23 protein-coding genes are annotated in these 20,200 nt (G+C 50.8%); 13 read left to right on the forward strand and 10 right to left on the reverse strand.

Annotated features, from left to right (window positions below):
• Nucleotides 1-34: 34 nt before the first annotated feature.
• Both NMD08_RS28365 and argF (NMD08_RS22675) read left to right on the forward strand, forming a co-directional pair.
• Nucleotides 35-130, forward strand: coding sequence for a hypothetical protein (locus tag NMD08_RS28365; RefSeq protein ID WP_373276870.1), 96 nt, complete (start codon nt 35-37; stop codon nt 128-130).
• Entirely contained in the window at nt 100-1,104 is a 1,005-nt protein-coding gene (gene argF, locus NMD08_RS22675; protein ID WP_187259185.1) for an ornithine carbamoyltransferase, read from the forward strand. The genes NMD08_RS28365 and argF (NMD08_RS22675) overlap by 31 nt, the downstream gene beginning before the upstream one ends.
• A gap of 90 nt (nt 1,105-1,194) precedes the next feature.
• Here the strand turns inward: argF (NMD08_RS22675) and NMD08_RS22680 are convergent, their stop codons facing one another.
• Complete coding sequence (locus tag NMD08_RS22680; RefSeq protein ID WP_151217454.1) at nt 1,195-1,647, reverse strand: YhcH/YjgK/YiaL family protein; 453 nt, start codon at nt 1,645-1,647, stop codon at nt 1,195-1,197.
• A 672-nt stretch (nt 1,648-2,319) separates the two neighbouring features.
• On the opposite strand from NMD08_RS22680, the gene arcA reads away from it, so the two are divergent.
• The 5 genes from arcA (at nt 2,320) to NMD08_RS22705 (ending at nt 7,585) form a co-directional block, all read left to right on the forward strand.
• Entirely contained in the window at nt 2,320-3,540 is a 1,221-nt protein-coding gene (gene arcA / locus NMD08_RS22685) for an arginine deiminase (RefSeq protein ID WP_370620223.1), read from the forward strand.
• Nucleotides 3,541-3,549: 9 nt separating this feature from the next.
• Nucleotides 3,550-4,476, forward strand: coding sequence for a carbamate kinase (arcC, locus tag NMD08_RS22690; protein ID WP_210904378.1), 927 nt, complete (start codon nt 3,550-3,552; stop codon nt 4,474-4,476).
• Between the two features lie 21 nt (nt 4,477-4,497).
• Nucleotides 4,498-5,502, forward strand: a complete 1,005-nt coding sequence (gene argF / locus NMD08_RS22695; protein WP_151224494.1) for an ornithine carbamoyltransferase — start codon at nt 4,498-4,500, stop codon at nt 5,500-5,502.
• A 55-nt stretch (nt 5,503-5,557) separates the two neighbouring features.
• Nucleotides 5,558-6,961, forward strand: coding sequence for a YfcC family protein (locus NMD08_RS22700; RefSeq protein WP_187253635.1), 1,404 nt, complete (start codon nt 5,558-5,560; stop codon nt 6,959-6,961).
• Between the two features lie 144 nt (nt 6,962-7,105).
• Nucleotides 7,106-7,585, forward strand: a complete 480-nt coding sequence (locus tag NMD08_RS22705) for an arginine repressor (protein ID WP_151217448.1) — start codon at nt 7,106-7,108, stop codon at nt 7,583-7,585.
• Here the strand turns inward: NMD08_RS22705 and NMD08_RS22710 are convergent.
• Nucleotides 7,582-7,704 (reverse strand): hypothetical protein, encoded by a 123-nt coding sequence (locus NMD08_RS22710; RefSeq protein WP_123268762.1) that lies wholly within the window; start codon nt 7,702-7,704, stop codon nt 7,582-7,584. The genes NMD08_RS22705 and NMD08_RS22710 overlap by 4 nt on opposite strands.
• Between NMD08_RS22710 and pyrL the strand changes: the two genes are divergently transcribed.
• From pyrL to ridA, 4 genes are all read left to right on the forward strand, one after another.
• On the forward strand, nt 7,684-7,785 hold the full coding sequence (gene pyrL / locus NMD08_RS22715; RefSeq protein WP_003025819.1) for a pyr operon leader peptide: 102 nt from the start codon (nt 7,684-7,686) through the stop codon (nt 7,783-7,785). The two genes, NMD08_RS22710 and pyrL, sit on opposite strands and share 21 nt — an antisense overlap.
• A 36-nt stretch (nt 7,786-7,821) precedes the next feature.
• Nucleotides 7,822-8,757, forward strand: a complete 936-nt coding sequence (gene pyrB / locus NMD08_RS22720; RefSeq protein WP_151224491.1) for an aspartate carbamoyltransferase — start codon at nt 7,822-7,824, stop codon at nt 8,755-8,757.
• A gap of 13 nt (nt 8,758-8,770) precedes the next feature.
• Nucleotides 8,771-9,232, forward strand: coding sequence for an aspartate carbamoyltransferase regulatory subunit (gene pyrI, locus NMD08_RS22725; protein ID WP_003025816.1), 462 nt, complete (start codon nt 8,771-8,773; stop codon nt 9,230-9,232).
• A gap of 76 nt (nt 9,233-9,308) precedes the next feature.
• Nucleotides 9,309-9,695: a 2-iminobutanoate/2-iminopropanoate deaminase gene (gene ridA / locus NMD08_RS22730; RefSeq protein WP_000047544.1), complete on the forward strand. Its 387-nt coding sequence runs from the start codon at nt 9,309-9,311 to the stop codon at nt 9,693-9,695.
• A gap of 34 nt (nt 9,696-9,729) precedes the next feature.
• Here the strand turns inward: ridA and NMD08_RS22735 are convergent, their stop codons facing one another.
• The 8 genes from NMD08_RS22735 to mgtL form a co-directional block, all read right to left on the reverse strand.
• Complete coding sequence (locus NMD08_RS22735; RefSeq protein WP_151217446.1) at nt 9,730-10,098, reverse strand: hypothetical protein; 369 nt, start codon at nt 10,096-10,098, stop codon at nt 9,730-9,732.
• Nucleotides 10,095-10,514, reverse strand: coding sequence for a hypothetical protein (locus tag NMD08_RS22740; RefSeq protein WP_370619133.1), 420 nt, complete (start codon nt 10,512-10,514; stop codon nt 10,095-10,097). Before NMD08_RS22740 ends, NMD08_RS22735 begins: the two co-directional genes overlap by 4 nt.
• Nucleotides 10,507-11,181, reverse strand: a complete 675-nt coding sequence (locus NMD08_RS22745; protein ID WP_252838479.1) for a hypothetical protein — start codon at nt 11,179-11,181, stop codon at nt 10,507-10,509. The genes NMD08_RS22740 and NMD08_RS22745 overlap by 8 nt, the downstream gene beginning before the upstream one ends.
• Nucleotides 11,182-11,372: 191 nt before the next feature.
• Nucleotides 11,373-12,659: a TRAP transporter large permease gene (locus NMD08_RS22750; protein WP_278238680.1), complete on the reverse strand. Its 1,287-nt coding sequence runs from the start codon at nt 12,657-12,659 to the stop codon at nt 11,373-11,375.
• A 30-nt stretch (nt 12,660-12,689) separates the two neighbouring features.
• Nucleotides 12,690-13,199, reverse strand: coding sequence for a TRAP transporter small permease (locus NMD08_RS22755; RefSeq protein ID WP_151224490.1), 510 nt, complete (start codon nt 13,197-13,199; stop codon nt 12,690-12,692).
• Between the two features lie 62 nt (nt 13,200-13,261).
• On the reverse strand, nt 13,262-14,239 hold the full coding sequence (locus NMD08_RS22760) for a TRAP transporter substrate-binding protein (protein ID WP_048212839.1): 978 nt from the start codon (nt 14,237-14,239) through the stop codon (nt 13,262-13,264).
• Between the two features lie 375 nt (nt 14,240-14,614).
• Nucleotides 14,615-17,323, reverse strand: a complete 2,709-nt coding sequence (gene mgtA / locus NMD08_RS22765; protein WP_151217440.1) for a magnesium-translocating P-type ATPase — start codon at nt 17,321-17,323, stop codon at nt 14,615-14,617.
• A gap of 143 nt (nt 17,324-17,466) precedes the next feature.
• Nucleotides 17,467-17,520, reverse strand: coding sequence for a mgtA regulatory leader peptide MgtL (mgtL, locus tag NMD08_RS22770; protein ID WP_353655333.1), 54 nt, complete (start codon nt 17,518-17,520; stop codon nt 17,467-17,469).
• Nucleotides 17,521-17,711: 191 nt separating this feature from the next.
• On the opposite strand from mgtL, the gene treR reads away from it, so the two are divergent.
• Nucleotides 17,712-18,659, forward strand: a complete 948-nt coding sequence (gene treR / locus NMD08_RS22775) for a trehalose operon repressor TreR (protein WP_370619135.1) — start codon at nt 17,712-17,714, stop codon at nt 18,657-18,659.
• Between the two features lie 110 nt (nt 18,660-18,769).
• Complete coding sequence (treB, locus tag NMD08_RS22780) at nt 18,770-20,188, forward strand: PTS trehalose transporter subunit IIBC (RefSeq protein ID WP_370619137.1); 1,419 nt, start codon at nt 18,770-18,772, stop codon at nt 20,186-20,188.
• Nucleotides 20,189-20,200 lie beyond the last annotated feature (12 nt).

Raw genomic sequence — 20,200 nt, forward strand, 5'->3', positions numbered from 1 at the left:
CTTTCCAGGAAAGATTTGTTAAACAAGGTTGCAAATGAATAAACATCCATATAAATTGAATTTTAATTCAATAAATGGCCTAAGCCATGTGAGGAAACTATGTCTACCTTTTATCAGAAACATTTTTTGAAACTGCTTGATTTCACCTCTGCTGAACTGACGTCACTGCTCCAGCTCGCCGCGCAGCTCAAGGCGGATAAAAAAAACGGCACAGAGGTCGCTAAACTCACCGGTAAAAACATCGCGCTCATCTTCGAAAAAGACTCAACCCGTACCCGTTGCTCTTTCGAAGTTGCCGCATACGATCAGGGCGCGCGCGTAACGTATCTCGGGCCAAGCGGCAGCCAGATTGGGCATAAAGAGTCGATCAAAGACACCGCCCGCGTGCTCGGTCGTATGTACGACGGTATTCAGTATCGGGGGCATGGCCAGGAAATTGTCGAGACGCTTGCGGAATACGCCGGAGTTCCGGTATGGAACGGATTAACTAACGAATTTCACCCTACCCAGTTGCTGGCAGATTTGCTCACGATGCAGGAACACCTGCCAGGTAAAGCGCTCAATGAAATGACGCTGGTTTATGCAGGCGATGCACGTAACAATATGGGTAACTCCATGCTGGAAGCCGCCGCGTTAACCGGGCTGGATCTGCGCCTGGTCGCGCCGCGAGCCTGCTGGCCGGAAGAAAGCCTGGTTGCGGAGTGCAAAGCGCTGGCACAGAAAAACGGCGGCAATATTACGCTGACCGAAGATATCGCCGCGGGCGTGAAAGGTGCGGACTTTATCTATACCGACGTCTGGGTATCAATGGGCGAAGCGAAAGAGAAATGGGCCGAACGTATTGCGCTGCTGCGTAAGTATCAGGTTAATAGCGCAATGATGGCGTTGACTGGTAATCCGCAGGTGAAATTCCTGCACTGCCTGCCGGCGTTCCATGACGATCAAACCACACTTGGCAAACACATGGCGCAAGAGTACGGACTGCACGGCGGTATAGAAGTGACCGACGAGGTCTTTGAATCACCCGCCAGCATCGTATTTGATCAGGCAGAAAACCGGATGCACACCATCAAAGCGGTGATGGTCGCAACGCTCGCAAAATAATGATGTTTGTAGGCCGGGTAAGGCTCCGCCACACCCGGCAATCTGCGCCGTTGTGCCTGATAGCGCTACGCTCATCAGGCCTGGCGTCCGTCACTTAACCAACAGCTTAACTACGGCTTTACGTACCAGCGCGGGAGCGCCGACCGCGCATAGCGGTTTATGCACTTCACCCGGATAAAACACCACGAAGTCACCCTCATTCAACACCACCGTTTTCTCCTGTACGCCTTCCGCCACGAAGGCGATGTCTTTATCCGTCAGCCAGTCAGTTTCCGGCGCGCCCGCAGGCTGCGTGCTGAAAGTCATACCTTCCTGACCTTTGAGCAGGATCTGAATATCCAGATACCGGGCGTGATACTCGGCGCGGCGCTGTGCGAACGGCTCCGTCATATCTTCAGCAATCAGATAAAACAAACGATCGCCGTCGATATCATGCTTGCCCTTTTCCGTCGCATCCGTCACATGCGCTTTAATATGCTCAATCGCCTGGCGCAACTCTTCCGGCAGCCAGGCATCCAGGTTGTAAATATTGCCGACAATCATCTCAAACCCCCTAATTAAAACAACGTTTCATTTTACTTGTTATACGAAAAAACGACCTGCCATACCACTGCTATTTACCGATAATTTGCGTCAACGCATGTTTATCGCTGATGGTGTTAAAATATCGTTAACTTGCCACAACTGCTTATGCATAAACACTGCATAACTTCCACCTCGTCATTTTCGAGGAGTTTACTAACACATTGTTATAAAATGTTTTTTTATAAAAACCAGTCTTTCATCACAGTTCACTCCCTTCTCTTTATCTTTGTGCAGTGACATATTTATTTGGTAATCAACACCAGCGTGCAAATAATAAAATCACAGGTTCGCATAAATATGTATACCATAATAAAAAATACACTAAAATCAGCACCTTATTGAATTGCTTTATTTTTAAATAAGTACAAAAAATTAACATGAATAAATAACAAGACATATTCATGCGTAGTAATTCAGTTACTCTTATTTTTATTTTTTAAATTCTCAGAGCCATCTCATAAATTAAACAACAAAAGCCAACCATCAACCTGACTGTGAAATAAATCACGTTTCTCTACCAAATAAGATCTAAATATAGACTCCGAAATCAGCTGAAAAATCATGACTGCAATAAATATTATTTGCAGGCACCTCCTCTTTATTTTTTAAAATCGTATTAAAGGAATAATGATGGAAAAGCATTATGTCGGGTCTGAAATCGGTCAATTACGTAGCGTAATGCTACATCGCCCTAATCTCAGTTTAAAAAGGCTGACGCCATCAAATTGCCAGGAACTGCTTTTTGATGATGTTCTTTCGGTAGAACGTGCAGGAGAAGAGCATGACATTTTCGCCAACACGTTACGTCAGCAAGGGATTGAGGTTCTGCTACTCACTGATTTATTGACACAAACCTTAGATATCCCAGATGCCAAAGGCTGGCTACTGGAGACACAAATCTCTGATTATCGCCTTGGCCCCGCTTTCGCTGCTGATATTCGCGCATGGCTTGCAGATATGCAGCACCGGGAGCTCGCCCGGCATTTAAGTGGTGGGCTGACCTACGGGGAAATTCCTGCCTCAATCAAAAATATGGTGGTCGATACACACGATATTAGTGACTTTATTATGAAGCCATTACCAAACCACTTATTTACTCGCGATACCTCCTGCTGGATATATAACGGTGTATCCATTAACCCGATGGCAAAAACCGCACGCCAGCGGGAAACCAATAACCTGCGAGCAATTTACCGTTGGCATCCACAATTTGCCGATGGTGAATTTATTAAATATTTCGGCGATGAAAATATTAATTATGACCACGCCACTTTAGAAGGTGGCGATGTGCTGGTCATTGGTCGCGGCGCGGTACTCATCGGTATGTCGGAACGTACCACGCCGCAGGGTATTGAGTTCCTTGCCCAGTCGCTGTTCAGGCATCGCCAGGCTGAACGCGTCATCGCGGTCGAATTGCCGAAACATCGCTCTTGTATGCACCTCGATACCGTCATGACCCACATCGATATCGATACCTTTTCCGTCTATCCGGAAGTAGTGCGCCCGGATGTCCAGTGCTGGACCCTGACGCCAGACGGGCGCGGCGGCCTGAAACGTACCCAGGAAAGTACGCTGGTACACGCCCTCGAAAAAGCGCTGGGTCTCGACCAAATAACGCTTATCACCACCGGGGGTGACGCCTTCGAAGCTGAACGCGAACAGTGGAACGACGCCAACAACGTCCTGACGCTGCGCCCCGGCGTGGTGGTGGGCTACGAGCGCAACATCTGGACCAACGAGAAATACGACAAAGCCGGTATCACCGTTTTACCCATTCCTGGCGACGAACTGGGACGCGGGCGCGGCGGTGCGCGCTGCATGAGTTGCCCGCTGGAACGCGACGGTATTTAAGGAGACGTTATGGAAAACAAACCTACCCTGGTTGTGGCGTTGGGCGGCAATGCGCTGCTCAAACGCGGAGAGCCGCTGGAAGCTGACATCCAGCGCAAGAACATTGAGCTGGCAGCAAGAACTATCGCTCAACTCACGCAGCAATGGCGTGTGATTCTGGTGCACGGCAATGGCCCACAGGTTGGACTTTTGGCGTTGCAAAACAGCGCTTATGACCGTGTCACCCCTTATCCGCTCGACATTCTCGGCGCGGAAAGTCAGGGAATGATTGGCTATATGCTGCAACAAGCGCTGAAAAACCAACTGCCACAACGTGAAATTAGCGTCCTGCTGACTCAGGTTGAAGTCGATGCCCACGATCTGGCTTTCAGCAATCCGACCAAATATATCGGACCGATTTACGACGATGCACAGGCTAAAACGCTACACGCGGAAAAGGGCTGGATTTTCAAAGCCGATGGCAAAACATTCCGTCGCGTTGTGCCCTCTCCACAGCCCAAACGCATCGTTGAAAGCGACGCCATTCGCACACTGATCGCCCGCGATCATCTGGTGATTTGCAACGGCGGCGGCGGCGTACCGGTGGTGGAAAAAGCCGATGGCTTCCACGGCATTGAAGCGGTGATCGACAAGGATCTCTCCGCCGCCCTGCTCGCCCGCCAACTCCATGCCGATGCGTTGTTGATCCTCACTGATGCCGACGCCGTATATCTCGACTGGGGCAAACCTACCCAGCGCCCGCTGGCCCAGGTGACGCCGGAACTGCTCGGTGAAATGCAATTCGACGCCGGTTCAATGGGCCCTAAAGTCACCGCCTGCGCGGAATTTGTCTCTCACTGCCACGGAATTGCAGGCATCGGCTCACTGGCCGACGGCCCGGCCATTCTCGCCGGTGACAAAGGCACCTTGATTCGCCTGGAAGCCGCCAACGCATAACCCAACATTAAGGATATTTTCATGACTGTTAACCTGAAAAATCGCAATTTTCTCAAACTGCTGGACTACACCCCAACGGAAATCCAGTACCTGATCGATCTGGCTATCGAGTTAAAAACGGCAAAAAAAGCCGGGCGCGAAAGGCAAACGCTGGTCGGTAAAAATATTGCGCTGATCTTCGAAAAAACCTCAACGCGCACCCGCTGCGCCTTTGAAGTCGGTGCTTTCGATCAGGGCGCACAGGTGACCTACCTCGGTCCAAGCGGCTCGCAGATCGGTCATAAAGAGTCGATGAAAGATACCGCTCGCGTGCTGGGTCGCATGTATGACGGCATCGAATACCGCGGCTACGGCCAGGAGATCGTTGAAGAATTGGGTGAATTTGCTGGCGTGCCGGTCTGGAACGGGCTGACGAATGAATTCCACCCTACGCAGATCCTTGCCGATCTGATGACCATGCTGGAACACGCGCCAGGGAAAACCTTACCCGAACTGAGCTTCGCTTATCTTGGTGACGCTCGCAACAACATGGGCAATTCACTGATGGTCGGCGCGGCGAAAATGGGGATGGATATTCGTCTGGTCGCGCCAAAGTCCTTTTGGCCGGACGAGGCGCTGGTTGCCGAATGCCGCGAAATCGCCAGCGTAACAGGCGCACGCATTACGCTCACGGACGATGTTGCGGAAGGGGTATACGACGTAGATTTTCTCTACACCGATGTCTGGGTTTCGATGGGCGAACCTAAAGAAGCGTGGGCAGAACGCGTCAGCCTGATGACGCCTTATCAAATTAACCAGCAGGTCATCAATGCGACCGGCAATCCTAACGTGAAATTCATGCACTGCCTGCCCGCTTTCCATAATGAGCACACCAAGGTGGGCCGTGAAATCGAAGCGGCTTACGGCCTGAAAGGGCTTGAAGTCACGGAAGAGGTATTTGAGTCAGCACATTCCATCGTCTTCGACGAAGCGGAAAACCGGATGCATACCATTAAAGCGGTCATGGTAGCGACACTCGGCGACTAACCCCTGCGGGCATGTGTCGCCTGGCGGCATATGCCCAAGCTATCCGGAGAACATAATGGGCAAATTCAAATTTCCCAGCGCGTATACCATCCTGTTTATTCTTATTGCGCTCGTCGCCGTTATGACCTGGATTGTCCCGGCAGGGAAATACCAGATGGCGATGAATGCTACCCTCGGCAAAGAAGTGCCGGTTGCCGGTACCTATGCCCCTACAGAGGCGCATCCGCAAGGCATAACCGCTGTCCTGCTGGCACCGATTGACGGGCTTTATAACCACGAAACCTACACCGCAGGCGCAATTGATGTTGCGCTGTTTGTCCTGATCATCGGTGGGTTTCTCGGCGTGGTAAACAAAACGGGCGCCATTGATGCCGGCATCGAACGCGTGACGGTCAGGCTGAACGGAAAAGAAGAGTGGATGATCCCCATTCTGATGGGGCTTTTCGCCGCCGGAGGCACGATTTACGGCATGGCGGAGGAATCACTCCCATTCTACACATTGCTGGTTCCGGTCATGATGGCCGCGCGCTTTGATCCACTGGTTGCTGCTGCAACCGTGCTACTCGGCGCAGGCATCGGCACGCTCGGTTCGACCATCAACCCTTTTGCGACGGTCATCGCCGCAAACGCCGCCGGGATCCCTTTCACGCAGGGAATGCTGATGCGCATTCTGCTGCTGGTCATCGGCTATGTTATCTGCGTGGTGTGGGTCATGCGTTATGCGCGCAAAGTCCGTAATCACCCGGAGTTGTCGATTGTGGCGGATAAAATGGAGGAAAACCGCGCCCATTTTCTCGGTAATCGCGGCAATGCTAACCTTGAATTCACGGCTACGCGTAAGTGGATCCTGCTGATATTCGCCGCCGCCTTTGCGGTAATGATTTATGGCGTCGCGGTACTCGGATGGTGGATGGCAGAAATATCCGCAGTCTTTCTGGCCTCAGCGATTATCGTCGGCGTGATTGCCCGTATGAGTGAAGAGGGCTTCACCAGCACATTCATTGACGGCGCGCGGGATCTGCTCGGCGTGGCGCTGATTATCGGCATTGCGCGCGGTATCGTCGTGGTGATGGATAACGGTATGATTACCCACACCATTCTGCACAGCGCCGAAAATTTAGTCTCCGGTCTGTCCACCACCATTTTTATCAATGTGACCTACTGGCTGGAAGTGTTGCTCTCCTTCCTGGTCCCTTCCTCGTCTGGCCTGGCGGTGCTCACGATGCCCATTATGGCCCCACTGGCCGACTTCGCCCATGTGCAAAGGGATTTGGTCGTCACCGCGTACCAATCCGCTTCCGGCATTGTGAATCTGATCACCCCTACTTCAGCCGTCGTGATGGGAGGGTTGGCCATCGCTCGCGTTCCTTATGTGCGCTACCTGAAATGGGTCGCCCCGCTGCTGCTGGTTCTGACGGTGCTGAACATGGTCGTCCTGAGTATCGGCGCGATGCTGTAGCCGTTTTGGCCGTCGGATCCCGACGGCTTTTTTGTGCGTGCTCTCGTTTTTCTGCACAACCGCCCGTTTGAGCCGTTATTGATACTGCAAATGTGGTGAATTTCGCCATCACATTGATACAAATGATAAATTTAGGGTGTTTTTATGAAGGAACTCGATGATTACTCGACCAAAGAGCAGAAACAGCTGGCGATTTGTCAGCGCCTGATTAGCGAAAAAAGCTACCTGTCCCAGGAAGCACTTCGCCGCGATCTACAACAGCATGGTTTTACCGGGATTAGCCAGTCAACGGTATCTCGTCTGCTAAAACTGCTGGGTGCGATAAAAATAAGAAATACAAAAGGGCAAAAAATTTATTCTGTAAATCCGCAATCGCGACCCGCTCCTGATGCTGCCCGCTCGATTGCTGAAATGGTGGTCAGCGTGGAACACAATAGCGAATTTATCCTCATCCACACGGCGGCAGGCTATGGCCGTGCCGTTGCCAGAATCCTCGATTATCACGCGTTGCCAGAAATTCTCGGCGTCATTGCCGGTAGCAGTATTGTCTGGGTCGCACCGCGGGTTGTACAGCGAACAGCCCTGGTTCACAAACAGATTAATTATCTATTTAAAATGAATTAAAATTCATAAGAACCGTTTGCGATGAATAAATTGTGCATTTTTCGCTTGATCCCATAACGGAGCTGAGTATAATCGCGGACAATTTGCCGGGAGGATGTATGGTTCAGTGTGTACGACATTTTGTCTTACCGCGTCTGAAAAAGGACGCTGGCCTGCCGTTTTTCTTTCCGTTGATCACCCATTCCGAGCCCCTCAATTGAGGGGCTTTTTTTTTGCCCAGGCGTCAGGAGATAAACATGGCTAACCCGCTCTATCAAAAACACATCATTTCCATAAACGACCTCAGCCGCGATGACCTCAATCTGGTTCTCGCGACAGCGGCGAAATTAAAAGCGAACCCACAGCCAGAGCTGTTAAAGCATAAGGTCATCGCCAGTTGCTTCTTTGAGGCGTCGACCCGCACCCGTTTATCCTTTGAAACATCGATGCACCGCCTGGGTGCCAGCGTGGTGGGTTTCTCTGACAGTGCCAACACCTCGCTGGGTAAAAAAGGCGAAACGCTGGCCGACACCATTTCCGTCATCAGCACCTACGTCGACGCCATCGTGATGCGTCATCCACAGGAAGGTGCCGCGCGTCTGGCAACAGAATTCTCTGGTAACGTTCCGGTTCTTAACGCGGGCGACGGCTCCAACCAACACCCGACCCAAACGCTGCTGGATCTGTTTACCATCCAGGAGACACAGGGCCGCCTGGACAATCTGCACATCGCCATGGTGGGTGACCTGAAATATGGCCGTACCGTCCACTCCCTGACTCAGGCGCTGGCGAAGTTCGAAGGTAACCGTTTCTACTTCATCGCCCCGGACGCGCTGGCGATGCCGCAGTACATTCTGGATATGCTGAATGAAAAAGGTATTGCCTGGAGCCTGCACGGCACGATTGAAGAAGTGATGGCGGAGGTCGACATTCTCTACATGACCCGCGTGCAGAAAGAGCGTCTGGACCCATCCGAATACGCCAACGTAAAAGCACAGTTTGTTCTGCGTGCCAGCGATCTGGCGGGAGCCAGAGAGAACATGAAGGTGCTGCATCCGCTGCCGCGCATCGATGAAATCACCACCGACGTCGACAAGACGCCGCACGCCTGGTATTTCCAGCAGGCTGGCAACGGCATCTTCGCCCGCCAGGCGTTACTGGCACTGGTACTGAATAGCGAACTGGCACTGTAAGGGAGAAAAAGAGATGACACACGATAACAAACTGCAGGTTGAAGCCATCAAACGTGGCACCGTGATTGACCACATTCCCGCACAGGTTGGTTTTAAGCTACTGACGCTGTTCAAACTGACTGAAACCGATCAGCGCATCACCATCGGACTGAACCTGCCGTCTGGTGAGATGGGCCGTAAAGACCTGATTAAAATCGAAAATACGTTCCTGACCGACGAGCAGGTCAACCAGCTCTCCCTGTACGCTCCGCAGGCAACGGTAAACCGCATTGATGATTACGACGTGGTGGGTAAATCACGCCCTAGCCTGCCGGAGCGCATCGACAACGTACTGGTGTGCCCGAACAGCAACTGCATCAGCCATGCTGAGCCGGTTTCTTCCAGTTTTGCAGTGAAAAAACGCGCTGATGATATCGCACTCAAATGCAAATACTGTGAAAAAGAGTTTTCGCATTATGTGGTGCTGGCCAACTAATTGAGGTTGGTAATGGTTTCCCGGCTCCCTATAATGGCCGGGAACATTCTATTACCGCTGTAATTCAGGAGAAATCATGAGCAAGACTATCGCGACGGAAAATGCACCAGCAGCAATCGGCCCATACGTTCAGGGCGTTGACCTGGGTAGCATGGTAATCACTTCCGGTCAGATCCCGGTCGATCCGAAAACCGGTGCCGTAGCGGAAGACGTGTCCGCTCAGGCACGTCAGTCGCTGGAAAACGTAAAAGCTATCGTTGAAGCAGCTGGTCTGAAAGTGGGCGACATCGTAAAAACGACCGTCTTCGTGAAAGACCTGAACGATTTCGCTACCGTCAACGCCACCTACGAAGCGTTCTTCACCGAGCACAACGCGACCTTCCCGGCGCGTTCTTGCGTGGAAGTTGCCCGTCTGCCGAAAGACGTGAAAATCGAGATTGAAGCGATCGCCGTTCGTCGCTAAATCTTATTAGAGAGCCCTGCTCTGGCAGGGTTCCTTAAGTATTGCAGCCTATAACTGAAAAAATCAATTCTCTGCCATTATTCTTTAAGGTGATGGTTTCATTTTCGATTATCCCCACTCCCCAATTATATAATTCCATTTCCCCTTTTTGCTGTGATTCTATATTCTCTGAGAAACAGGTTTGTCCTAAAACCCAGTACAACCTTGAACTATAAACATTAATTTTGAGATCATCATCATTATCATTTTTCATCTTTTCCAATGTATAAACTATCTTATTGTGAATTTTAAAACTAACAATATTGTTATATCTTTCAACTGAATTAATAGAAAAAATACAGATAAACATTATAATTAGTAAACAAAATGTTTTTATAGTAGCTCGTCTTATAAAAGTGTTCATTGGTCATGTCTCCATAAAAAAGAATAACCAGATGAACCAATGAGCGCTTTATTTTTTTCCTGACACTTAATTAGCCCCCATTTCTCTGCGACCAAGGATATATCATTTTCATGTGCAATTTTACGGTAAACGTACCGGTAAGACTGAAATGGATCGTGTAGAGGAGTGTTCATTTCCCTTACAATAATATCCCCAGACGATTTCTCCAAATAAACATATAAACCATGCCAGGATAAATTCTTTGCATAGTGGGTATTTGAATCATCGTTACGGCACCATTGTACAACCAGAAGATAGTGACTTTCACGCACGGGTAACCAGCAAACCGAAATAATATACAGCATATAACAAAAGGCACAAACTAAAGCGAAAGTAAGTATTTTTTCCATGTAAAATAGAGTGCTATGCTCAGTCATGCCATTTTACCTCTGACTCAATGGCACCAAAAACATTGTACTCTCTGGCCAGACACTCCTGATGAAACCTCCCCATAAAAGTATCATTCACCGGAACGATACTACCTAAACGAACGCCAGAATTTGCGACACTAATATTCCAGTTATACCTGTCAAAAAACTTAAACTGAAATGTCAAATCATAACTACATAATCTACTACCATTGCTCATCGTATTTTTATACTTATCTTCGGTAATTTGCACCTGACCTTTGCCCCAGTATTGATAACCTCCTATAGCATAAAACAAGTCTGGATCGCTAGAAATAAAATCATCAGTATTAACATGCTCAGAAGTAAACTCATGCTGACCTGGCGATAATGTTTTACAAAAACTCTTTGCTGCATCCAATAATTGCACATAATTATCCTTTAACTGGGCTGATTTTCCCATCATATCAGTTAAGTTAATATGTATGTCTTCACCCGTATTTTGCAAATAATGCAGTAAATTTTCTCGAGCAAAAGGATAGCGATACTTTAAATATAAGCTCCCATCAATCAACTGTTCCAGGTAATATTTATAATAATAAAATTGATCTGAAAAATTCCCCGCACTGCACCATTCACCACTTCCAACATCAATACTATATTCAGGATCATCTCTCCCCAATATATAACCGTTCATAATACTGCCTAAGAATAATTAACATGACAAGATGTTAACATTTATAATCTAGCGTATTCTGTTGGAAGACACTGGCAATGCCATAATTCAGAAAATATTTAGCTGTATTGGGCGAAAGACAAAAAAACGGGCATGGAAGCCCGGAGTGAATTTAGGTTGGCCCGGTAAGCGTGAGCGCCACCGGGCATTTATCACATCACACCAAACAGTTTCGGCAGGAATAGCGAAATCGCCGGAATATATGTCACGAGCATCAGTACCAGGAATAGCACGAGGTAGAATGGCAGCATCGCCTTTACCACCTGCTCTATTTTCTGCTTACTCACCGCACTGGCCACAAACAGCACCGACCCTACCGGTGGCGTAATCAGGCCAATCCCTAAGTTCACCAGCATGATCATGCCAAAATGGACCGGATCAATACCGAGCGCGTTAGTCACCGGTAGTAGCACCGGCGTCAGGATCAGGATCAGCGGCGCCATGTCCATCAGCGTACCGATCAGCAGCAGCATGATGTTAATGCACATCAGGATGACATATTTGTTATCCGAGATGCTTGTGAAGGCTTCGGTGATCCGCATCGGCAACTGCATATAAGTCATGACGGCACCGAACGCAGCAGCAAAGCCTATCAGGATCATGACGATCGTGACCGTTTTCACCGTGCGGAACATCAGCTTTGGCAGCTCAGACCATTTATAGTCACGATAGATAAACATGGTGACAAAGAAGGCCCAAAGACAGGCAATCGCCGCAGACTCCGTCGCGGTAAAGATACCTGACAAAATGCCGCCCATGATGATCACAACCGTCATCAGGCCCCACAGCGTCTCGACGAAAATCTTCAGCGCCTGGCGAAACGGTACGCGTTCCCCTTTTGGATAACCGCGCTTGTGCGCAAAAGCCACGCACATCACCATCAGGCTGAGGCTTAACAGCAGGCCCGGCAGGATCCCGGCGATGAACAGTGCGGCAATCGACACCGTGCCGCCTGTAGCCAGCGAATAGATAACCGAGTTATGGCTGGGCGGCGTAAGAATCGCCTGCACCGAACCACTGGCCGTTACCGCCGCGGCAAAGTCGCGCGGATAACCTTTTTTATCCATTTCCGGGATCATTACCGAACCAATGGATGCGGTATCAGCTACAGACGATCCAGAAATAGCGCCAAAAAAGGTTGATGCCACAATGTTTACCAGCGACAGTCCGCCGCGAATAAAGCCAACAAAAATATAGGCAAAGTTCACCAGTCGCCGCGCAATTCCCCCTTCGGCCATAATAGCCCCAGCCAGAATAAAGAATGGGATCGCCAGCAGCGAAAACTTATTCACCCCGCTGGTCAGTTGGATCATTACCGCTTCCAGCGGAATATCTATGTACCAGGCCCCAATGATGGCGCTAATGCCAACCGCATACGCTACCGGTACCCCAATTGCCAGCATAATGCCGAGCGTAAAGACGAGAATAAATGCATCCATCTGCTTTCCTTTCTGAAATGGGGGCGGTAACTAGCTGGTCGATCCCAGCATGACAACAGGACGTTGGTACTGCGGACCACGGAAAATCTTTTCTGCGATAAACAGCAGCGTTATGGCAGAGCCAATCGGTAATGGAAGGTAGTTTTGCCCGGCGCTTAAAAGCGGGAATTCGGCCACGGGCTGGCCCCACAGTTCAAGACAGAGATTGGTTCCGTAGCAGAGGATAAAAAGGCTTATCGCCACTAACATAACGTCAGCGATTACCGAGCAATAACGGCGGGAAGCCTCACCCAGACGGTCAATCACCATACTTACCGCAATATGCGAGCCTGCACGATAGCTCACCGCCGCGCCAATAAAGGTGAATGTCACCATACACAGAATAGCGACGGGTTCAGGCCATGACAGGGCGTTATTCAGAACATAACGCGCGAATATACCAATGGGGATAATGGCGACCATGACCAATAATGCGATACCGGCAATCCACATTGACACCCGATAAAGAAAATCCATTACCGATGAATAGCATTCACCCATAATCATCACCTCGAATTAATCAAAAGATTCAGGCAGAGGGTTGATATCCTCCACCTGATGAATTACTTCACATCCTGAATTCGTTTGATCAAATCCTGGTGGTCTTTACCGTAATTATCCCGCACTGACTGCGTGGCTTTATAGAAATAGTCCGTATCAATATCGTGGAACTGAACGCCATTGGCTTTCATGGTCTCCAGCGATTTCGCATTATAATCCTGCCAAAGTTTTCGTTGCTCTACCTGTGCTTCTTTGGCGAGTTTAATAATGAGGTCCTGGTCTTCTTTTTTCAACTTATCCCATTTGGCTTTCGAGAACAGAAAAAGCTCAGGAATAATAAAGTGTTTGCTCCAGGTATAGTTTTTCACGACCGGCAAATAGTTATGCGCAACAAACGTTGGCGGGTTATTTTCCGTGCCATCAATAACGCCGGTCTGCATACCGCTAAATACTTCGCTGACGCCCATGACAACGGAATTAGCGCCCATCGCTTTCAGGGTATCCAGCGCTATCGGACTCCCTTGAACACGGATTTTCATACCGTGTAAATCTTCCGGTTTCACCACCGGATTTTTGGTGATCAGGTTGCGCGTTCCGGCATCCATCCAGCCGAGGAACACCAGCCGCGATTTGGTGTTGGCCGTCAGGCGGTCGCCAATCTCCTGACCAATCATGCCGTCGAGAACCTTATGCAGATGGTCTTCATCACGGAAAATGTATGGCAGGGTAAACACGTTAATTTCAGGGAGAATAGCGGCGACTGGCGTCATTGAGACACGAATAATATCGATAGCACCTAATTGCGCCTGCTCAATCATCTGCTTTTCGTCGCCTAACACGCCACCGGGAAAGGTTTTAATCTCCAAACGACCGTCGGTGGCAGCGCTAAGTTTTTCCCCCATATGTTTCACGGCAACAACGTTCGGGTAATCAGCCGGATGCACATCTGCGGCGCGAAAGGTTTGTGCCAGCGTTGCATGACTCGCCAGTAATACAGACGCGCCAATACACAGACTTAACAGGTTTTTTGTCAGTTTCATTTGTCCTTCTCCAGAAGTTCATAATATCCATTAACAGGAATAGCTTGCAGAGCAAATGACTGCCGGAATTAAAAACGGGCAGCGAGAAACTTTCTTACCGACGTTACCTGCGCAGACTAACTGGTGTAACAATTTATTTCGATGACTACGTTCACAAAAAATCGCAGACACTTAAAATTTTTAGCACACTGTTTCATTTTTGCAATGCAGATCGTTTTATTGATAAATAAACAACGCAAGGATGGCGATTTGATACTAACAACCCGCGTTAGCATTTCAATAAAAATAAAACACCAATATTTCGGGAGAATATCTTTCGAATGAAAAAGTGAAATGCAGGATGGTATTAACACCATCCTGCAGAGATGTTGAGGATTACTGCCAGCCGTAGCGGCGGCTATAAAAACCTTTCACTAATTGGGTCAATGTCATGTAACCCGCCAGAATCGCAATCAGCCACGGGAAGTAGCTCAGCGGCAGCGCCTGCAATTGCAGGTAGCTGGCCAGCGGCGAGAATGGCAATGCAATACCCACCACCATCACCACCAGCGTCATCAGCATCAGCGGCCATGCGGCGCGGCTTTGGATAAACGGCACGCGACGGGTACGGATCATATGCACAATCAGCGTTTGCGACAGCAGCCCCACCACGAACCAGCCCGACTGGAACAACGTCTGATGTTCTGGCGTATTCGCATGGAAGACGAACCACATCAGGCAAAATGTCAGAATGTCGAAAATGGAGCTGATCGGCCCAAAGAAGAGCATAAAGCGGCCCAGATCGGCGGGATTCCAGCGCTGTGGCTTTTTGATCTGCTCTTCGTCAACGTTATCAAACGGAATCGCCACCTGGGATACATCGTACAGCAGGTTCTGAATCAGTAAGTGCAGCGGCAACATTGGCAGGAACGGTAAAAAGGCACTCGCCACCAGCACACTAAATACGTTACCGAAGTTAGAACTGGCGGTCATTTTGATGTACTTCAACATGTTAGAAAAGGTACGGCGTCCTTCGATCACCCCTTCTTCCAGCACCATCAGGCTCTTTTCCAGCAGGATAATATCTGCCGCTTCACGCGCAATATCGACCGCGCCATCAACAGAGATACCGATGTCCGCCGCGCGCAGCGCCGGAGCGTCGTTAATGCCATCCCCCATAAAGCCGACCACATGACCTTCACGCTTGAGCAGCGTAACAATGCGCTCTTTGTGCATTGGCGTCAGGCGGGCAAACAGCGTGGTGCGCTGGGCCAGTTTTGCCAGTTCGTCATCGCTTAACCCTTCAATGCTGCTGCCAATCACCACATCGCCCGCATCCAGTCCCACTTCATGACACACTTTCGCCGCCACCAGCTCGCTATCGCCGGTGAGGATTTTCACCGTAATACCGCTGGCTTTCAGCGCTTTAAGCGCCGGTGCGGTGGTCTCTTTCGGCGGATCGAGGAACGCGATATAGCCTTCGAGGATCAGATCGGATTCATCAATACGCTGGTAATCGCCCTCACGCGCGGGCAGATACTTCGTTGCCACCGCCACTACGCGCAGCCCCTGACGGTTCAGCGTGTCCGTGACGCGTTTCACCCGACGCAGCATGTTGTCGTCTAACGGAACAATCTCACCATTGTGGCGTACCTGGGTGCAGACGCTAAGGATCTCCTGCAGCGCGCCTTTACACACCAGTTGATGTACATCGGTTTCTTCAGCGACCACCACCGACATGCGGCGGCGTTCGAAATCAAACGGGATCTCGTCGATTTTTTGCCAGCGGGTAGAGAGACGGCGGGCGGATTCTTCGTCCACGCCTTCCAGCACCGCCGTATCCAGCAGATTCTTCAGCCCGGTCTGGTAATGGCTGTTCAGCCACGCAGAATGCAGGACGTGTTCACTGGGCTTGCCGGAGATATCGGTATGATTCTCCAGCACAATTTTATCTTGCGTCAGCGTGCCGGTTTTATCGGTACACAGAATATCCATCGCACCAAAATTCTGGATGGCGTCGAGGTGTTTGACGATGACCTTTTGTTTTGACAGCTTCACCGCCCCGCGTGCCAGCGTTGAGGTGACGATCATCGGCAACATCTCTGGGGTCAGTCCCACCGCCACAGACAGCGCAAACAGCGCCGCTTCCCACCAATCGCCTTTGGTATAACCGTTGATGATCAGCACAATCGGCGCCATCACCAGCATAAAGCGGATCAGCAGCATACTGACGCGGCTGATCCCTTTCTGGAAGGCATTCTGCTCGCTTTCTTGCTCGCTGACGCGGCCCGCCAGTTGCCCGAACCAGGTATTAGCTCCGGTCGCAATCACGACGGCCTGCGCCGTACCGCTCACCACGTTAGTGCCCATAAAGCACAGGGTATCGCATTCCAGCGGGTTGCTTTGCTGCGGGTCGCGGCTGGTGGCGACTTTCTCCACCGGCAGCGATTCGCCGGTCAGCGAAGCCTGTGCCACAAACAGATCACGAGCCTGCACCACACGCAGATCGGCTGGGATCATATCCCCTGCTGCCAGTTTGATAATATCACCAGGAACCAGCTGGTCGATCGGCAGTTCAACCCAGCCGTTCTCCCCTTTCTCGTTGATGACGCGTAGCACCGTCGCGGTGTTACTGACCATTGCTTTCAACGCATCCGCCGCTTTGGTGGAACGCGCTTCCTGCACAAAATTCAGCAGCGTGGAGATGATAACCATCAGCGCGATGACGCCCGCAGCAAACAGATCCTCGGTGGCATAGGAAATCGCACCGAGGATAGTCAGCAGAATATTAAACGGGTTGCGGTAGCAGACCCACAGATGTACCCACCATGGCGACGGCTTCTGCGCCGGTAGCTGGTTCTCGCCATGTAACTCGCGAGCGTTTTCCACTTCTGCAGCGTTCAACCCTTCCGGGTGCGTGCCGAACGTTTTCCACAACGCTTCTTCGTCCATCAGCGCCATTTTCAGGCAATGTTCGCTCAGCGAAGGCGGGATCGGCGTGCTGGCAACGGTCTGCGCATTGGGTAGCGGATCGCGATGCACCAAACGATACGGTAAATGGCGGTTTAGCCGGGCAAACAGCTGGCGAGTAATATTTTTGAACATAGGCAGTCCCTCTGCCCCCGTATAAACAGGGCAGTAAATCCTTCAGGCGTGGCAAATCCTTGCCTGATGGCAATCTAATAATCGTAACAGGGACGTCAGAACGTCACTGTCTTACTGTTCCGGTAAGACAGTGAAAGACAGGCTTACCGGAAAGGGTTGTTTCTCCTTTTAGGGAGAGGGGTGGGATCGGGATCCATATAGCCTCCGGTAAGTGAATGATTTGCGCCGCGGATTATACGCAGAAAACCATAAGGTTTGTGGCAATTATGGCGGTATGATAAACCATGGAAACTAAACCAAACGTATACCAGACTTTGCCCATTGCACTGCGCGTGAGTAAAGTTATTCTCTCTTTGGCATAACTTCGCACGCAACACGGGAAAACAGGATGCAAAACCGGCTGACAATTAAAGACATCGCCCGCTTAAGCGGCGTGGGAAAATCAACCGTTTCCCGCGTTCTCAACAACGAAAGCGGCGTGAGCGAACGCACCCGCGAACGCGTTGAAGCCGTGATGAATCAGCACGGATTCTCTCCTTCCCGCTCCGCACGCGCCATGCGCGGACAAAGTGACAAAGTGGTGGCGATTATCGTCACGCGTCTGGACTCACTTTCGGAAAATCTCGCCGTCCAAACCATGCTGCCCGCCTTTTATGAGCAGGGTTACGACCCGATCATGATGGAAAGTCAGTTCTCGCCTGAGCTGGTAGAGGAACATCTGGGTATGCTCAGACGCCGTAATATTGACGGCGTGGTGCTGTTTGGTTTTACCGGCATTACTGAATCCATGCTCGCCACCTGGCAAGATTCGCTGGTGCTGCTGGCAAGAGATGCCAAAGGCATTGCCTCCGTCTGCTATGACGATGAGGGCGCTATTCTTACCCTGATGCAACGTCTGTACGATCGCGAGCATCGCCAGATCAGCTTTCTTGGCGTTCCCCATAGCGACGTGACCACCGGGAAGCGCCGCCATGAAGCCTATCTGGCATTCTGTAAGAAACATAAATTACCCCCCGTCGCCGCGCTGCCGGGTCTGGCCATGAAGCAGGGTTATGAGCAGGCCGCCAGTGTTATCACCCCGGAAACCACCGCATTAGTCTGCGCGACAGACACCCTCGCCCTTGGGGTCAGCAAATACCTGCAGGAGCAGCGAATTGAGAACCTGCAATTGGCAAGCGTGGGCAGCACGCCGCTGATGAAATTCCTCCATCCGGAAATTATCACCGTCGATCCAGGATACGCCGAAGCCGGACGACAAGCGGCCTCACAGCTGATCGAGCAGATCAACGGCCGTAGCGAACCACGACAAATCGTTATTCCCTCCAGCCTCTCCTGATTGCTTTCTGAGCGTCAATTTGTGATCTTCGCTGCGTTTCGGGAACGTTCCCATTTTTAAATTTTCATCGACGATATACTCTGGCGGCAGGTCAACAATAGGGCTTAATAATGAGCAAAATTAAACAAGCAGACATCGACCGGCTGATTGAGCTGGTAGGCGGGCGCGACAATATCGCCACGGTGAGTCACTGCATTACTCGCCTGCGTTTTGTGCTGAATCAGCCTGCTAACGCCAGGCCGAAAGAGATCGAACAGTTACCGATGGTCAAAGGCTGCTTCACCAACGCCGGACAGTTTCAGGTGGTGATTGGCACCGAGGTGGGCGATTACTACAAAGCGCTGTTGGCGACTACCGGACAAGCCAGCGCCGACAAAGAGCAGGCGAAAAAAGCGGCGCGGCAGAATATGAAATGGCACGAACAGCTGATTTCTCATTTTGCGGAGATCTTCTTCCCGCTGCTGCCCGCGCTGATTAGCGGCGGCTTGATCTTAGGTTTTCGTAACGTGATCGGCGATCTGCCCATGAGCAACGGCCAGACGCTGGCACAGATGCATCCTTCGCTGAAAACCCTTTACGACTTCCTGTGGCTGATTGGCGAAGCAATCTTCTTCTATCTGCCAGTCGGGATCTGCTGGTCGGCAGTGAAGAAAATGGGCGGTACGCCAATCCTCGGTATTGTGCTGGGCGTAACCCTGGTTTCACCGCAGCTGATGAACGCCTATTTGCTCGGTCAGCAGGTGCCGGAAGTGTGGAACTTCGGCCTGTTCAGTATTGAGAAAGTGGGTTACCAGGCACAGGTTATTCCAGCGTTGCTGGCCGGTCTGGCGCTCGGGTTTATTGAAACGCGCATGAAACGCATCGTGCCAGATTATCTGTATCTGGTGATCGTCCCGGTGTGCTCGCTGATCCTTGCAGTGTTTCTCGCGCATGCCTTCATCGGTCCGTTTGGTCGCATGATCGGCGACGGTGTCGCGTTTGCGGTCCGTCATCTGCTGACCGGCAGCTTTGCCCCGATCGGCGCGGCGTTGTTCGGCTTCCTGTACGCCCCGTTGGTGATCACCGGCGTGCATCAGACCACGCTAGCCATCGACATGCAGATGATTCAGAGCATGGGTGGCACACCGGTATGGCCGCTGATCGCACTGTCGAATATCGCTCAGGCCTCTGCGGTGGTGGGCATCATTATCTCCAGTCGCAAACACAATGAACGTGAAATCTCAATCCCTGCTGCCATCTCTGCTTATCTCGGGGTCACTGAACCGGCAATGTACGGCATCAACCTGAAATACCGTTTCCCGATGCTGTGCGCGATGATCGGCTCCGGTTTCGCCGGACTGCTGTGCGGCCTGAACGGTGTGTTGGCAAACGGGATTGGTGTCGGCGGTTTGCCGGGCATCCTCTCCATCCAGCCGACTTACTGGCAGGTATTTGGTATGGCGATGGCCATTGCGATTGTTATCCCGATGGTACTGACCTCATTTGTTTACCAGAGAAAATATCGTCTGGGCACATTACAAATTATCTAACTTTTCTTCGGG

It is taken from the genome of Citrobacter meridianamericanus (genome assembly GCF_041320245.1).
Classification (GTDB): Bacteria; Pseudomonadota; Gammaproteobacteria; order Enterobacterales; family Enterobacteriaceae; genus Citrobacter; species Citrobacter meridianamericanus.

What these genes read in the sequence shown, in the direction of transcription:
- NMD08_RS22710 (WP_123268762.1), bottom strand. Translation starts at nt 7,704, where the DNA reads ATGTCGTACACACTGAACCATACATCCTCCCGGCAAATTGTCCGCGAT.
- argF (WP_151224494.1), top strand. Translation starts at nt 4,498, where the DNA reads ATGACTGTTAACCTGAAAAATCGCAATTTTCTCAAACTGCTGGACTAC.
- NMD08_RS28365 (WP_373276870.1), top strand. Translation starts at nt 35, where the DNA reads ATGAATAAACATCCATATAAATTGAATTTTAATTCAATAAATGGCCTA.
- NMD08_RS22750 (WP_278238680.1), bottom strand. Translation starts at nt 12,659, where the DNA reads ATGGATGCATTTATTCTCGTCTTTACGCTCGGCATTATGCTGGCAATT.
- pyrI (WP_003025816.1), top strand. Translation starts at nt 8,771, where the DNA reads ATGACACACGATAACAAACTGCAGGTTGAAGCCATCAAACGTGGCACC.
- treB (WP_370619137.1), top strand. Translation starts at nt 18,770, where the DNA reads ATGAGCAAAATTAAACAAGCAGACATCGACCGGCTGATTGAGCTGGTA.
- treR (WP_370619135.1), top strand. Translation starts at nt 17,712, where the DNA reads ATGCAAAACCGGCTGACAATTAAAGACATCGCCCGCTTAAGCGGCGTG.
- NMD08_RS22760 (WP_048212839.1), bottom strand. Translation starts at nt 14,239, where the DNA reads ATGAAACTGACAAAAAACCTGTTAAGTCTGTGTATTGGCGCGTCTGTA.
- mgtA (WP_151217440.1), bottom strand. Translation starts at nt 17,323, where the DNA reads ATGTTCAAAAATATTACTCGCCAGCTGTTTGCCCGGCTAAACCGCCAT.
- NMD08_RS22735 (WP_151217446.1), bottom strand. Translation starts at nt 10,098, where the DNA reads ATGAACACTTTTATAAGACGAGCTACTATAAAAACATTTTGTTTACTA.
- NMD08_RS22755 (WP_151224490.1), bottom strand. Translation starts at nt 13,199, where the DNA reads ATGGGTGAATGCTATTCATCGGTAATGGATTTTCTTTATCGGGTGTCA.
- argF (WP_187259185.1), top strand. Translation starts at nt 100, where the DNA reads ATGTCTACCTTTTATCAGAAACATTTTTTGAAACTGCTTGATTTCACC.
- pyrL (WP_003025819.1), top strand. Translation starts at nt 7,684, where the DNA reads ATGGTTCAGTGTGTACGACATTTTGTCTTACCGCGTCTGAAAAAGGAC.
- arcC (WP_210904378.1), top strand. Translation starts at nt 3,550, where the DNA reads ATGGAAAACAAACCTACCCTGGTTGTGGCGTTGGGCGGCAATGCGCTG.
- NMD08_RS22700 (WP_187253635.1), top strand. Translation starts at nt 5,558, where the DNA reads ATGGGCAAATTCAAATTTCCCAGCGCGTATACCATCCTGTTTATTCTT.
- NMD08_RS22745 (WP_252838479.1), bottom strand. Translation starts at nt 11,181, where the DNA reads ATGAACGGTTATATATTGGGGAGAGATGATCCTGAATATAGTATTGAT.
- NMD08_RS22705 (WP_151217448.1), top strand. Translation starts at nt 7,106, where the DNA reads ATGAAGGAACTCGATGATTACTCGACCAAAGAGCAGAAACAGCTGGCG.
- arcA (WP_370620223.1), top strand. Translation starts at nt 2,320, where the DNA reads ATGGAAAAGCATTATGTCGGGTCTGAAATCGGTCAATTACGTAGCGTA.
- NMD08_RS22740 (WP_370619133.1), bottom strand. Translation starts at nt 10,514, where the DNA reads ATGACTGAGCATAGCACTCTATTTTACATGGAAAAAATACTTACTTTC.
- NMD08_RS22680 (WP_151217454.1), bottom strand. Translation starts at nt 1,647, where the DNA reads ATGATTGTCGGCAATATTTACAACCTGGATGCCTGGCTGCCGGAAGAG.
- ridA (WP_000047544.1), top strand. Translation starts at nt 9,309, where the DNA reads ATGAGCAAGACTATCGCGACGGAAAATGCACCAGCAGCAATCGGCCCA.
- pyrB (WP_151224491.1), top strand. Translation starts at nt 7,822, where the DNA reads ATGGCTAACCCGCTCTATCAAAAACACATCATTTCCATAAACGACCTC.